Genomic DNA, 14,088 nt, shown 5'->3' with positions numbered 1-14,088 from the left:
GTCCGCTTCCGAGAGGCACTCGAAGCCCAGCAAACAGTCACTCGCCTCCGCTGACGCCGATGCGGTCAACGGTCAGACACAAACCCCGTTCACAACCTGCATGCCCACGCCGCGGGACTGCCTGTCACCGCCACCACCCTGCACCTGGTCTGGGTTGCCTCCGGCGCCGGGTTGCTGGCTTTCTCGTTCCTCACCGGGGCCTTCGGAGCACGGCTCACCTGGATCCTGTGGGGTGCCGCCACCACCGTCATGGTGTGGTCGGGAACAGCCGGTCCCGCACGACAGGTTGCCGCCGGACTTGCCGTCATCGGCTGGGGCATCGCCTCCATCGCAGGCCTGCGCGGCCTCGTCCTGCGTCCCGAACTGAGCCACAACGTCACCGTGAACAACAACAGCGACTGATGCGGATGATGGGCCTTCGGTAGGGCGGGGTGAGGTGTCGGCAGCTGGTGGTATGAGTGGGCGATGACCGACACGACTTCGGCGATAGCCCTGTTGCAGGCGGCGATTCCTGCTGAGGTACGGCGACAGCCTCTGGGCAGGCACTTCGTACCTGGGAGGAACGACAAGGTGTCGTGCTGCCCGAGCCGTACCGCACCTTCGTAGCCGAGATCTCGAACGGTGCCTATGCCGGTCCGCCCGAAGACGACGGTTTGCTTTTGCCGGCGTCGATGCCCTGGCTAGTCTCGGCCGTTTGCCCCGGCTGATCGCGTCGGCGCCCGCCCGCGCACGGCGCGCCCCGACGGGTCTGCGAGGATGTCCGGCGGCGTCCGCACCGGGCCCCGCAGCGCTGCGCGGGTCCGGAAATGCGCAGGCGGCGACGGGTGGACGGGGTGAGGCCCGGCGGGCGGGAGAGCGGAGTGGTGGGGGACGTGCCGGAGCACCCGGAGTACCTTGCTGCGGCGGTGTTCGCCGTGGGCGGCGTCGTCCATGCCGTGCTGGCGCCGCACCGGTTCTCCACCGCTGTCCTGTTCTGCCTCGCGGTGACATCGGCCGGGCTTGGCGAGGCCGCCCGCAGTGCGGAGACTCACCCCACCGTCGTGACCGTGCTCGCCGTCGCTGCCCTGCTCCTGATGCTCGCGCTGGGCCTGCTCCTGCTGGTCGACGGCATCGTCCTGGTCCGGCGCTACGGACCGCAGGCGTCCCTGCTGGCCACCGGCGCCGCCGGCTGCGCCCTGCTGGCGGTGCTCGGCCTCGACGCGGTCGTCCAGACAGTCGGGGGCGAGGTGGCGGGTGCCCTCATGGTGGCGGTGAACGCGGCCGCCGGATACCTCAGCCTGCTCTTCCTCGCCTTCACCGTCTACGTGTTCGTCCGGGGCCGCAGCACCCCGCCGCCGGGGACCACCCATGTCGTCGTCCTGGGCGCCGGGCTCAAGGGCGACCGGCCCGGTCCGCTGCTGCGCCGCAGGCTGGAGCGGGCCCTCGCGGTCGACGGCGCCGGCGCACCGGATGCAGACGGTGTGGTGTTCGTCGTCTCGGGCGGCCAGGGCGGCGACGAGGTGCGCTCCGAGGCGGACGCCATGGCCGACTACCTGCGTGCACGCGGGGTGGCTGCCGGCCGGATCGTGCGGGAGGACCGTTCCGCGAACACCGGGCAGAACCTCCGCTTCAGCGCGGCTCTCATGGACCGCACTGCTTCCGGGTACCGTGCCACGGTGGTCACCAGCGGCTTCCACGTCTACCGCACGGCCCTGCTGGCCCGTCGCGCCGGCGTCGTTGTCCACGTCGTGGGGGCGCCGACCTCTCCCGCGTACTGGCTCTCCGCGACCCTGCGTGAGTTCGCCGCCGTCCTGTGGTTGGACCGGCTGCCCCTGATCGGGCTCAGCCTGCTGCTGGCGGTGCCCGTGGCGACAGCGGTCTTCCAGCGCTGAGGCACCCGTCGCGCGTGCCGCCCCGGGCAGCAGGGTCGGCGTGGCTTCGCCAGCAACCCGCGCCCGCGCCGAACAGCGGGGGTGGCCGCTGGCTGACGGAGCTTGCAGGTCACAGCGCGAGCGGATGGTATCTGAGAGTTTCGTGGACGATCTACTCAGGCGAGGCCTCCAGCAGTCCGGCCGGGGGGTGAAAGATCAGGTCGCCGGCCCTGGGATGCGTCACGTTGGGCTTCGAGGAGCCGCAGGTAGTGGTCAGTCTGCGGTCGCCGGCCGGGATTCTGCGGACGGTCTCGGTGAGTTCCTCCGTGGTGACGTCCGCGATCCGAGGTCGGGCCGGCCGGCATGCAACGCGAACTTGGCGGCGCGGTGAGGATCGCCCGGTAGCGGCCCGCGCGGAGCTGTCCCGCGATCTCCCGGTCGCTGAACCGCCGGTTGAGCTCCTCGGCGGCCTTCCAGGTCCACCTGTCGTACTCCCTGCGCACAGCCCGAATGTCGGCCTCGGCATTTGCGCCCGTCTCCATCCGGTGAGGGAGCTGGAGGGAGACATCGTTGAGCCCCGCCGCGAGATCGTTATCCAGGAAATTGATCGCGTCGGTACAGGTTGTTCCGGCTCTCAGCATGCCTGCGCCCTCTTCCCCCGACGGGGCTCGGTGCGCCTCGTCGGGCCCATCCTGCCAGCGGCTGGTACCCCGAACCCACAGCGGACCTTGAACGTTCTCACCGGAGTCTGGTGGTGGGCGTGATTCTCATCGGTGAGCGGTCAGACTGTGCCGTGGGAACGGCGCATTGATCCAGCCGGAGGGGAAATGACATCGATCGCTCTGTACTACCCGTGGATGCACTTTCAGGACAGCGGCTGGCTCAAGCTTGCGCTGCTGTCCTGGGCGAGGGTCGTCAGACTCCGTCCGCGCGCGGTCGATGATCGCGACAGTGAGGTGGTTCGTGAGATCCGCGAGGAATGCGATCTGCTGCAGGAGATCACTCCGAGCAGGCACGATCTGGAGACGGTGGCTGACGCGTTCTTCGAGCTTCTCGGGGAGGGTGGGGCTTCGGGGTGGGGCGCCAGAGCGCTACGAGCGGCAGATCCCGTACTCGACGTGTATGCGGGCGCGGATGAGGGACTGTTCGCGCTTCCGGACAGCAATCGACCCGGCATGTTGCCTCCGCCCAGCCAAAGGGCACCTGAGCCCGCTCACGATCGGACACTGCTGTGGATCTACTGCGGCGGCGCCGGCACCAAGATGTCCCGTGAGCTGCGGCACCACCTGGTCGAGGCAGGCCTGGCCCGCCAGGTCGACGCACGGGACCCGTGGGTTGGCCTACATCCCAAGCTGGGCACCGTCTATCTGACTGCCCTGGCCGACACCGTCGCACGTCACAACGCACTGTCACCCGTAACCGACGACCCGCGAATGCACCACGCGGTGGGTGCCCTCGACCGCCTTGCTGATCTGCTCGGCCGCCCCGTTGCTCCAGCCTTGCAGGACACTCGGGCCGCCTATCTCCATATCTCGCTCCGCGCGGTTATCCGCCCCGAGAGGATCGCCTCCGTGCCTGTTTCCCGGCTGGTGGGCTTTCGGCAGCGGTACGCGCCAGAACTCGCGGCCTTCCACGCGCATATCGACTCTCTGGCAGCCGAACTGGAACAGATCGCCGCTGTCGAGAACGCCGAGATCGCCCAAGCGCATCTGCAGGCGCTCTACGAGCGTGCCACCAAGCCGCAACTGGATGAACTCCGCCGGGCGTTGCGCGCCTTCGGTGTCGAATCGACGGTGGGCCTGCTGGGACTGAAGGTAGACCTTGGAACCGTCTCCGGTACGGCGTTAGGTGCCCTGGCTGTTTCCGGAGGCCACCTGGCAGTTGGGACAGCGGCGGTCACGCTCACCGTCCTTCCCTACGTCGCCGGCCGTGTGAAGGCCCGCCAGCAGCAACGCACCGACTCGCCCGCGGCCTACCTGCTGGCCGCGGAACGAATGTAGAAGCGTTCACCGCTGGACTTCCTCACCTGATCACCACGTCGACGTCCGCTGCACGGAACGCAGCCACAGGTGCCGGGGCTACGCCACGAACCAGGCCGCTACCACGGCTCACGTCCTGCCCGGGTACTTACGGTGCGTTGCCGCCACCGGCGGAGCGGGGGAGGGGGGTGGTGCGGCGATGAGCCGCTCGACGACCTTGCGGACCTCGGCGGTGGTGTGAGCGGAGGGGCTCAGCGCAGCCGTCGCGCATGCAGCACCAGGTCGTCGGCATGGTGCGCGCCGGCGCCGCCGTTGGGTGCCACGCGTGGTCGTTGCTCGTTCACCTCCACCTTCCAGTCGTCGGTGAGCTGGGCGGCGACCATTGAGGGCCAGACGTAGTCAGCCGGGTCGAAGCCGCTGTCGTGCGCCTGCTGGGTGTCCATCCCCGCGTGGTGTACGAGCAGCAGCACGCCGCCGGGCGCGACGGCCGCGAGCAGCGCTCGCTCGGCTGCGGCGTCGGGGGTGCGCAGCAGGGCTGGATACTGCGCGGAGACCAGGTCGAAGGAGGCTGGCGGGAGCGCCGCTTCCGTCAGCGCGGCATGTACCCAGCGGACGGCGACGCCTGCGTCCCGCGCGTGCCCGGCCGCCCGCTCCAATGCCACGCCCGAGACCTCGAGCGCGGTCACGTCCCAGCCGCCGCGCGCGAGCCAGACGGCGTCCGCGCCCTCGCCGCAGCCGACGTCGAGCACCCGCCCAGGCGTGAGCCCGGCGACCTCGGCCACGAGCGCACCGTTGGGCTGGCCGCTCCACAACTGTTGTCGGTCGGCGTATCGGTTATCCCACTCCGCCCGCACCGCGGGGTCTCCGACGTATCCGTCGTCAGGCAAAGAAGTGTCAGATGCGGGCGATCCCGCCGTGATGTTGTCGGTCACGGGCCCAACGTCACCCATCGCGGCCCGGTCACGCCACTCCTGTTGCCGCTCCGGCAAAACGGCGTCCAAGGGGCGGCCGCCGCCGGGGGTCCTGGCCTCCGCCCAGGCCGCGCGGACGGCGCCGAGAACGCCGTCCGCGCGGACGACGAAGGTCTGGGTGTCCGCGTACTCGTCGGAGTGCTCAGGCAGGTACGGACGAACGTGCTCAGCTCGACGTTCAGTATCGCGGGGGGCTTGGAGGATTTCGGGAGGCCGCGAGGTGCGACAATCTGGCCGTGTCTGAGGAGTTGTCGCGCTGGTATCGAGGCCGCCTGGTCGTGGGGCCGTTCAGGCGGTTCGAAGTCCGTGAAGTTGAAGGTCTCGAACGGGAGATCGGGCTGCCACTGCCGCGTTCCTATCGCTCGTTCCTGGAGACGGCGGGCGGGGAGTGCCTCACCTACTCTGTCCGACTGTCGGCTTGCGACCCGGAGCCGCTCCAGAGTTTCGACGACCTCTATCAGCTCGGCCGTGACGATGATGGCGCATACGGCTGGGGCACCCTTCTGGGCGAGTACCGCCGCAGCCGTGATGGGTGGCTCGCCCATGAGGTCTCACTGGCCGGCCTTCTCCCGATCGCCCGCAACGGCGGGAGCGACACCCTGTTCCTGGACCTGAACCCGGCCACCCATGGCCAGCTCCATGCGTTCGTGCATGGCATCCCTCACCCGGGATACCTGTCGAAGGGGGTCTTCACCAAAGTCGCTGACGACTTCGACGCCTACCTCGACAGCCTCGTCGTCGATCCCGACGTCGCTGAAGACACCTGGGCCGATGTCGTCGGCACTGACTCCACCGACCCTTGGCGGCGGACCGTCGAGGAATGGCTGGATAGAGAACTGCCGGGCTGGCGTGCTGAGCCGTGGGCGGCGGCCTGAGTGTCCGGGCTGGGCGATTGATCAAGCGACGTTGGTGTCGCGTTCGATCGCGGCGAGCCGGTTCTTCAGCCGGTAGCTCGGACCGTTGATGGAGACGACGTCCTCGTCCGCCTGGACGAGGGCATTCACTTCGCGATGTTTCGCTGCGCCGAGCGCGACCACCAGTTCCAGACCAGTAACCATATGTCATCTTAACGTCGCTGACCGCTACTCCAGGGTCCGAACGGCGGATCAGCTCTTCGACCGGATCCGTTCCGCCGTTACCTCGTCCACCACGAGGCAACGCAGATCACGGACAGCGTTCTCGCAACGAGACAGGCTGAGTTGACGAACCAAGCCGACGCCTACGCCTCCGGCGCACCCCGCTCAGCTCGACGAATCGTGGCAGACCGCCTAGTTGGTGCTGGCCGCACCGATGGCACAGCGGACGGCCCACCACGGCCGACACCGCCAACTCCAGCGCAGCGCACGACGGTTCGCGGAACGCGCCGTCGCACGCTCCGGGCAGAAAGAGGGCGGACATGGCGCGGCCTGAGAAGGAGATCGAATCCGGGGCATCCCTGAGCGACCTTGCCCGGCATGTCGAGGGTGACCGGCAGCTCCGGCGCCGCCCGATGGACACGACCGTCACGTCCGCCGGCGGCTGGGCGATGACCCGGTTTGCGGCCACGGGAGCCGGCGCGGGATCCGTCTGGACCAGCTCTGCCGGACGCCGCAGCGCCCGGGTGACACGGACGCCGACGGGCCGACGGGGCAGAGGGGGTTGTTCCCGGTGTCTTCGCTGCTGCTGCGGGCCGCATCCCGGCACGCCGCGCGGTGCATGCGCTTCCACCGCTCCAGGGTCCCCGCGTAGCCGCAGCCCCGCTTCGTCCTGGACGGCATCTGGCGCTCACTCACCGGGCACCCCCTCGACGACGGGACCGAGCACGAACTGGCCGCCGTGGCAGCCGTGGCGACCGCCCTCCCGACCCTGCCCGCTGATGCCACCGACGCCCAGGACGCCGTCGCCGCCGATCTCGCCCGGATCGATGCGATGGCCCAGGGAGCCGAGATCATCATGCTGGCCACTTCTGCGCTGATGCCGGCGGATGCCTGGGTGGATGCTCGCGTGCAGGACGGGAGCGCCGTACCGGGGGGCCTCCGTGGAACGTCGAGTCGGATCACTCGTGTGCCTGGGAGTAGTAGCCGGTGATCCCCAGCTCGGGGGAGCCCACGAGCAGAGCCCGGTCGAGCAGGATGTTGTTCAGCTCGCAGCTGGTCTCTGGGAGCAGGACGCATGCGTGGCACGCGGCGAGGTTGAGTCCGTCCGCGCCGCTGGCGTCGGTGCGGGCAGCGTCGCGGCCGTCGCTCGGCTCGGGAGAGGTTGCTGCGGCAATCAGCTCGGCGGCGGACAGTCCTGTAGTGGGAATGCCCTGCCGCACCGCCTTCTGATGAGGGGTGTCCATGGCGGCAGCCGGGAGGTCAACCCCGCCGACTGCAGCGGTGAGCAGCGCGCTGCGGATCTCGCCGCGGGTCTCAGCGTGCTTGGCCCTCAACTGCGACGGCGACGGCTCGACGAGGACCTTGGCCGTCCTGCGCAGGCTGGGGATGTCGCTGGGGAAAACCACCCGGTCGACCAGCCGGACGAGCTCCACCACGGCCTCGCGCGGATCGTCATGCAGGTACGCGGCCGGGCTGGTGCCGGCTCCAACTCCGTGATCGCGTTGTCGGCGTACGCGCGGTCGACCAGCTTCCGACCGGGCCCTTTCCGGGCCGGCACGGGACCAACCCCGCACGCGCGGGGTTGGTCTCGCGGCGTGCCCGCGCACGTCCGCCGAGCTGAGCTGCTCCCCGAATGCACGGGGAGCGGTAAGCGGTGGCGACGACTGCCCCGATGAACTTGGGACCATTCCTGCATGCACAGGGACCAGAACTCTGCGACGAACGAGAGATCGCACTTGTAGGGACCCGGCGGCTCGGGTGCGGCCACGTTTCTCACCACAGACAGACAATGCAGCGGATGAAGTGAGTGTCCTGAGCCGCCAGGGCGCCTGCAGACTCGTCCTGTTCGGGACGGGCCGGCTGCTGGCTGAGCACGCCAACGCACATTCGCCTTTCAGAGGCGCTGGCTCCCGCGGGTGTATCGCCCTCTCCGCTTTTGTGTCGTGACTTGTATCACCTGGTGGCCGGTTTCGGGAAGTTGTCGGAGACTTCAGCGTTCATTCCGTTTCACAGGAATCGCACAGGTCCCGCATGGGATGTGCACGTGAACGACGTATTCCGGAACGGGTGTCGTCTCCCCGGAGCGGTGTGTGCGTGTGCCTTTAGGCCCTGAATTTTCCCTGTTCTGTTCACGTGTTCTGTGTCTATGGTGAGCGCCGCGTGCGGTGGATCTTGACCAGTCCGGACACACGCGTCTGTCATTCGGCGACCGGGGGAACACCGTCGCCCACGGGGAGGGGCTGCTTCGCCATGCCGTCACACCGGCCGTCCGCGCACGCTGGTCCAGCCCGCGCTGTGCGCCCATGACTCCCGCTCAGGACCGCTGTTCTCCCCTTGTCTTCGACCGGGCCTGACTACGCCCGCCCCCCTTGAACGAAGAAGGAGATGCTCTGTTGCGCCCCAGACCGTGGTTGCGTATGCCCGGATCACGAAGATCCAGATTCTTCACTCCCGTCGTCACGTCCGTGGCCGCGCTGGCCGTCCTCGGCGGCCTGGCGGTCCAGCCCGACCTGCTCGGCCGTGGAGCGGACACCGACCCGGCGGCTGCCTCCTACGACTGGAATGTGGACACGGCTGCCGAGCAGCTGCGGCAGGACCAGTGCCTCATGGCCGATGTACTGCGGCTGGGCGGCCCGTCCATGGCCACGACCGCGCAGGACGGCCTGAACCAGCCCGCGGACAAGCTTCATACGCTGGCCGACCGGAAGAACTGGGAGAAGACCCCGCTCGCCACCGCATACCAGACGGACCGGGACGCGGCGGGCAAGGAACTGGACGCCCTCCATGCTCTCCGGGACGGATGGCGGAAGCCGCTCGAGGGTCTGACGAACCCGGCCGGTTTCACCGACACCGACTTCCACTGGCCTCCGGGGTCCCCGGGGGACGGGCAGGAGGACTTCTACGGCCAGACCGGTCTGACGAAGTGGACCGCCGACCGGTTCTGGAAGAGCGACGGCGACTTCTACGCCGACTCCACGCCCAAGGCGGACGCGGCGACCCTCAAGGCCGTTGACGACCTGGGCAGCCCTCTCTACGGCAAGGACCCCGACCCCGCCGGGCTGCCGGCCGACGAGTGGAACCGGGCCCTCGCCGAGCGGGACGCGTTCAAGTGGCTGCACGGGGCTCCCGGGGAGAACGCGGGCGCGGACAACGCCCGTATGTTCCTGGCGTCCGGGGGATTCCCCCGTAGCGCCCCGCAGCCAGGCACGGCGGAGTACCGCATCGCGGTCGAGGACCTGAAGTCCCGGTTCGCCGCGTGCGCGTGGCGTGACCCGATCGATCCGGACAACGTGCTGGGCTCCGTCTCCGGCACGGCCGCCACGGAGTGGCAGCAGGAGATCGCCGCTCAGGCCACGCAGCGCAACCAGATACTGAATGCCAGCAAGGACGCCACCAAGTCGCTGGCGGCCGGTGCCAAAGCGCTGGGTGACCTGCTCGGGTACTCGTGGGTCGCCGACCACCTCGCGCGCTGGCAGGACTACTGGTCCGCGGGCGGGGCCGGCTGGGTCGGCGACGCCCCGGCGGTGATCGAGGTGCACGCCGCGCAGGGCAAGTGCCTCGACGTCGAGGGCGCGAAGAAGGACAACGGCACCCCCGTCCAGCTGTACACGTGCAACGGTTCGGCGGCGCAGGAGTGGAAGGTCTACGGCGACGACCGGGGACTGCATCTGCAGAACGTCAACTCTCTGAAGTGCCTGGACGTTTCGAACAACAACCCGGCCAACGGCACGAAGATCCAGATCTGGACGTGCAGCGGCTCTCCGGCGCAGACGTGGGAGTTCAACCTCCGCGCCACCGGCAGCCTGCGCAACGTCGGCACCGACAAGTGCCTTGACCTGCACGAGTACACCAACGGCTACAACTCGTGGCTGTACACGTGCAACGGCAGCGGGCCGCAGCAGTTCGACGTCACGCCCTCCGGGCACACCGGCACCGTGCCGCCCAAGGCCCAGTTCGACAAGGCCAAGGCCGGCATCACGGCCGCCCAGACGGCGGCGAAGAAGCAGCTCGACGTCCTCAAGACCCAGCTCGCCGCCGTGAAGAAGGCCGCCACCGCCTCGGACACCGCCGAGCAGGCCTCCTACACCATCGCCGACACAGGCGGCGCGCCGCGGGGGCGCGGTCTGCTGGTCGGGCAGCAGAAGGCACAGGTCACCCAGGGTGCGGCGGCCGCGCTTGAGGCGATGGTGAAGGCCGGCGAGACCGCCGAGGCCGCCACCCGCGCCTCCGGCGGAGACAGCCAGACCATCGCCGAGCGCGCGCTCGCGCAGGCCGCGCAGGTGAAGGCGGAGTTCCGCAAGAAGGCCGCGGAGGAGGCCGAGTTGCAGGCCAAGGCCGCGGCCGACGCCGCGAAGGTGCACCGCGACAACGCCAAGAAGGACAAGGAGACCGCGGAGGCCAAGCTCACCGACGCGCTGAAGGCCGAAGGGGATGCGAAGGCGGCCGCCGCCGACGCGCACGCCAAGCGGCTCGCGGCTGAGGCCGAGGAGAAGACGGCCAAGGCGGAGAAGGAGAACGCCGCCGTCAAACGGGCCGAGGCAGCCGAGCACCGCAAGAACGCCGAGTCCCAGGCGACGAAGGCGAAGGACGCCAAGGACAAGGCGGAAGCCTCCGAGAAGACCGCAGGGGACCGGCGCGACGACGCGGTCAAGGCGAAGGACCACGCCAAGTCCCTGCGGGACGACGCCTGGGACGCCGAGCAGAAGGCCGACGCGGCCCGCGCCAAGGCCGACGCCAAGAACGCCTACGCCGACTCCCTCGACTCCGGTGACGCGGCGACCGCAGCCCGCACCGCCGCCAACGACGCCGACAAGGCGGCCGACGACGCCGAAACGGCAGCGACCAGGGCGCGCTCCGAGGCCGACGCCGCCACCCAGGCGGCAGCCGACGCGGACGCCGCAGCCACCCGCGCCGAGGCCGCCGCCAAACGGGCCCGTTCCGACGCGGACGCCGCCCAGGCGGACAAGCTGAAGGCCGACGCGGCGGTACGGACCGCGACCAGCGCGGTCGCCGACGCCATCAAGGCCTCCCAGGACGCCTCCGCCGAGGCCAAGGCCGCGGTCAAGCTCGCCGACGAGGCCCAACAGCACGCCAAGGACGCCAAGACCCAGGCCAACGCCGCCAACACAGAAGCGGGCAAGGCACTCGCGGCCGCGGCGAAGGCCGCCGGCTACGCCCACGTCACCGCCCAGGCCGCCGTCGACGCCGGCGCAGCCGCCAAACAGGTCGCCGACCCGGCCAACGACGCCATCCAGCTCGGCTCCCCCTACGCCGACAACGACTCCGCCGCCGGCCTCGTCGTCCTGACCGGACAGAACTCCAAGACGATCGCCGACCAGCAGCGGGCCGTCGCCGACGCCCACGCCAAGAACGCCGCCGCCGAGGCCCAGGCCGCCAAGAACCTCGCCGACCAGGCCAAGGGCGACGCCAAGGAGGCCTACCAGCACGCGGCCAACGCCGCCCAGTACGCCGCCGACGCCCGCACCTACTCCAAGGACGCCCTCGGCTACGCCGCCGACGCCGCCACCGCCGCAGCGGCAGCCTCAGCGTCCCTGGCCCGCACCATCGACTACGACCAGCAGGCCACCACCGACGCAGCCGCCGCCGACAAGGCCGCAGGCAACGCCGAGGGCTACGCCAAGGACGCCCGCGACAGCGCCGACGCCGCCGAACTCGACGCCTCCGCCGCCCGCTCCGCCGCCACCCAGGCCGAACAGGACGCCAAGGACGCCCGCGCCGCCGCCACCCGCGCCGACACGGCCGCAACCGAAGCCGAACAAGCCGCCAAGGACGCCGACAAATACGCCAAGGAAGCCCAGGACGCCGCCGATCGCACCGAACGGGAGGAAGCCAACAAGGAGGCATCCCAGGGGGCCGGTACGGGCATTCCCGGTGTGTTCCCCGTTCCGGACGAGTCCACCGTCGAGATCGTCAGCAGCAAGCAGATCGGCACCTGCCCGGGGATGCCGGAAGCGGCCTTCCAGGGCTGCAACGCGAAGTACGACCTGGTCGTCACCTACGAGGCCGACTTCTACCTGTGCACCGACGAGAAGGCCCAGGCCACGGCGGAGGGGTGCCCGAAGGCGGCGTGGCAGTTCCTGAAGCGGGCGACGCTGAAGAACGTCGAGATCGACGGCTGGGCACATCACTTCTCCGGCAAGGACATCGTCCGCGCCGGATGGCAGAACCTCTTTGGTGACGTGGCCGGATCGATCCTGTTCTCCGTCTTCGCCGAAGACCTGATGGACTGCTGGCACGGCGACAAGACCGCCTGCGCCTGGAGCATCGCCGCGTACCTTCCGCTCGAGAAGCCTCTGGCCGCACTCGCCGACGCCGTCAAAGCAGTCGACGCCGCCGAAAGAACCGGTATCGGCTTCACCGACGCGTGGAAAGGCCTGCGCGCCGTCGACCTCTCCGACGAGGCCATTGCCGGTATCGCCAGGAGAGCCAGCGAAGCTCTTGCCAAGACATGCGAACGCAATAGCTTCCCCGGCACCACGCGCGTACTGATGGGTGACGGCACGACCAAGCCGATCGAGGACGTTCGGATCGGTGATGTGGCTCTAGCCACTGACCCTGAAACGGGTCGTACCGAAGGCCACACCGTCACCCGCACCATCTATACGCCGGACGACACCGACTTCGCCGACATCACGATAAACATCGGCAAAGCACAGATCACCGCCACCCAGCACCACCCCTTCTGGTCACCCAGCGCCCACCGATGGATCGACGCCGGCGATCTCAAACCCGGCCAGACCCTGCGCACCAACAACGGCGAGACCGTCACCGTGGTCCGCGTCCATCACTTTCACCGCCTCCACTCCGCCTACAACCTCACGATCGACAACCTCCACACGTACTATGTGGTCGCGGGCGACACGCCCGTGCTGGTCCATAACACGAACTGTACCGATGTGGCACTCGGTGCGCAGGATATGGGGACTGTCGAGTGGGCCCTTGACAAGGGTTTCACCCACTACATGGGCAAGCTCCCAGACGGGGGAACTTGGCAAGAGTCGGTCATGGCGGCTATCGACAACCCCAATATTCACATTCACGTCAATACCAAGGGATTCGCTGGCGGCTTTACCGGTTCCGCACTGAGAGGGATGTCGACGGGATCGAAAGCGACCGAGCAGGAGATGGCATGGCTTGCAAAGTCGGTGGTCTCAGGGAAACGGTCATGGAAGTCGATAACCCTCTACGATGCAAACGGAGACGTGCTGCCGTTGGACGAGCCAGCCTGGTCGACAGACCCCGCCCTTTCCAAGATGTGGCTACTGTGGGGTCCCTGATGAATCGTAACCAACAGCGTGGAGAGGCCTGAGAGCCGTGGATATGTCGATGGCTAGCTTCGCTGAAGCTCCAGACGCAAAGTACTACCCAGAGCTAGTGGCGTATGGTGGTCTGTCTCAGGCGCTTCGGCGCCTTGAGGAAGACCGTGGTCTCGACCTTGGAGACGTACGACCTGCCTCGGATCGAGGGCTCAGCGTGTATCGCACTGCCGAGGCTGCTTCGAGTCGTGGACTCATCAGAATTAGCACGGTCCTGAACCGGAGAGCCTTTTCAATCTCCATGGACAGTGCCGAGGGTGATTTCGTCTGGGCAAACGGGAGCACGACCGCTCTGGGAGACGTTGCAGAAGTTATCGACGCATGGCGGAGCGGTGTACTTCTTGCGCCTCTGCGTGAGCGCTTTCCATTCATCGAGTTTTCCAAAATGGCTGAAGGTTACGAGTGCGGCGAACCTGCGGAAACCGCTTGGGGTATCCTTTTGGCGGATGATAACCGCATCTCTCATCGTGAGATGCTGGCCGCGCTGCGGTCAAACTCTCGCTTGAGTGGCATGTTTCCGTTCTTCTCTCACGACGTCTTGCGGTTGGCTATTGATCCCTTTAAGAGGGATGCTGGTGAGATATGCATCGAACCGCAGGGTAACGGTCGCTTTTCTGTGCAATCATCGTCTGATGGTGAGATTCTGGCTGATGTCGAATTGGCTGATCTTGCCGACACGGCTTCATCGTTTTTCGATTCCCGTGGTGAGCTGCGATCGTAAACCTGCACAGCGCAATTGGTCGCTCGGGAAACAGTACGGTTGTGGCTGTGCAGTCGCGTTGCCGCTGAGGTTGAAAGGGTGGGGTGACGGGGTTACGGGGGCTCCAGTCGCAGTCCGGTCTCGGTGATGAAGCCGTCGAGCGCTTCGGGGCGGC

8 protein-coding genes and 1 pseudogene are annotated in these 14,088 nt (G+C 68.2%); 6 read left to right on the top strand and 3 right to left on the bottom strand.

The features are described from left to right. The first annotated feature begins 171 nt into the window (after positions 1-171). From ACZ7M2_RS52235 to ACZ7M2_RS52225, 3 genes are all read left to right on the top strand, one after another. The gene (locus tag ACZ7M2_RS52235; protein WP_471601338.1) at positions 172-402 is read left to right on the top strand and encodes a hypothetical protein; all 231 of its coding nucleotides are present in this window, start codon (positions 172-174) and stop codon (positions 400-402) included. Between the two features lie 470 nt (positions 403-872). Then, positions 873-1,871, top strand: a complete 999-nt coding sequence (locus ACZ7M2_RS52230) for a YdcF family protein (RefSeq protein WP_471601337.1) — start codon at positions 873-875, stop codon at positions 1,869-1,871. Positions 1,872-2,677: 806 nt separating this feature from the next. Further along, positions 2,678-3,850, top strand: a complete 1,173-nt coding sequence (locus tag ACZ7M2_RS52225; RefSeq protein WP_355589186.1) for a DUF6236 family protein — start codon at positions 2,678-2,680, stop codon at positions 3,848-3,850. Between the two features lie 230 nt (positions 3,851-4,080). On the opposite strand, the gene ACZ7M2_RS52220 is transcribed toward ACZ7M2_RS52225, so the two are convergent. Further along, positions 4,081-4,761, bottom strand: a complete 681-nt coding sequence (locus ACZ7M2_RS52220; protein WP_352053356.1) for a class I SAM-dependent methyltransferase — start codon at positions 4,759-4,761, stop codon at positions 4,081-4,083. A 275-nt stretch (positions 4,762-5,036) separates the two neighbouring features. Here ACZ7M2_RS52220 and ACZ7M2_RS52215 point away from each other — a divergent pair, with 275 nt between their 5' ends. Continuing rightward, on the top strand, positions 5,037-5,675 hold the full coding sequence (locus ACZ7M2_RS52215) for an SMI1/KNR4 family protein (RefSeq protein WP_352053357.1): 639 nt from the start codon (positions 5,037-5,039) through the stop codon (positions 5,673-5,675). 21 nt (positions 5,676-5,696) lie between these two features. On the opposite strand, the pseudogene ACZ7M2_RS52210 reads toward ACZ7M2_RS52215, so the two are convergent. Continuing rightward, positions 5,697-5,777: pseudogene (locus ACZ7M2_RS52210) on the bottom strand (AAA family ATPase); the annotation flags it as partial. A gap of 1,058 nt (positions 5,778-6,835) precedes the next feature. After that, positions 6,836-7,312 (bottom strand): hypothetical protein, encoded by a 477-nt coding sequence (locus ACZ7M2_RS52205; protein ID WP_352053359.1) that lies wholly within the window; start codon positions 7,310-7,312, stop codon positions 6,836-6,838. Between the two features lie 981 nt (positions 7,313-8,293). On the opposite strand from ACZ7M2_RS52205, the gene ACZ7M2_RS52200 reads away from it, so the two are divergent. After that, complete coding sequence (locus ACZ7M2_RS52200; protein ID WP_471601336.1) at positions 8,294-13,174, top strand: RICIN domain-containing protein; 4,881 nt, start codon at positions 8,294-8,296, stop codon at positions 13,172-13,174. Between the two features lie 280 nt (positions 13,175-13,454). Continuing rightward, complete coding sequence (locus tag ACZ7M2_RS52195; protein WP_329524989.1) at positions 13,455-13,934, top strand: hypothetical protein; 480 nt, start codon at positions 13,455-13,457, stop codon at positions 13,932-13,934. Positions 13,935-14,088 lie beyond the last annotated feature (154 nt).

The sequence above is a fragment of the Streptomyces sp. NPDC111507 genome (assembly GCF_055638955.1).
The sequence above is the reverse complement of the archived record's forward strand: the minus strand, read 5'-3'. Positions and strand labels throughout refer to the sequence as shown.

Excerpts from the sequence above, each read along its gene's own strand:
- ACZ7M2_RS52195 (WP_329524989.1), top strand. The coding sequence starts at position 13,455 with ATGGACAGTGCCGAGGGTGATTTCGTCTGGGCAAACGGGAGCACGACC.
- ACZ7M2_RS52200 (WP_471601336.1), top strand. The coding sequence starts at position 8,294 with ATGCCCGGATCACGAAGATCCAGATTCTTCACTCCCGTCGTCACGTCC.
- ACZ7M2_RS52225 (WP_355589186.1), top strand. The coding sequence starts at position 2,678 with ATGACATCGATCGCTCTGTACTACCCGTGGATGCACTTTCAGGACAGC.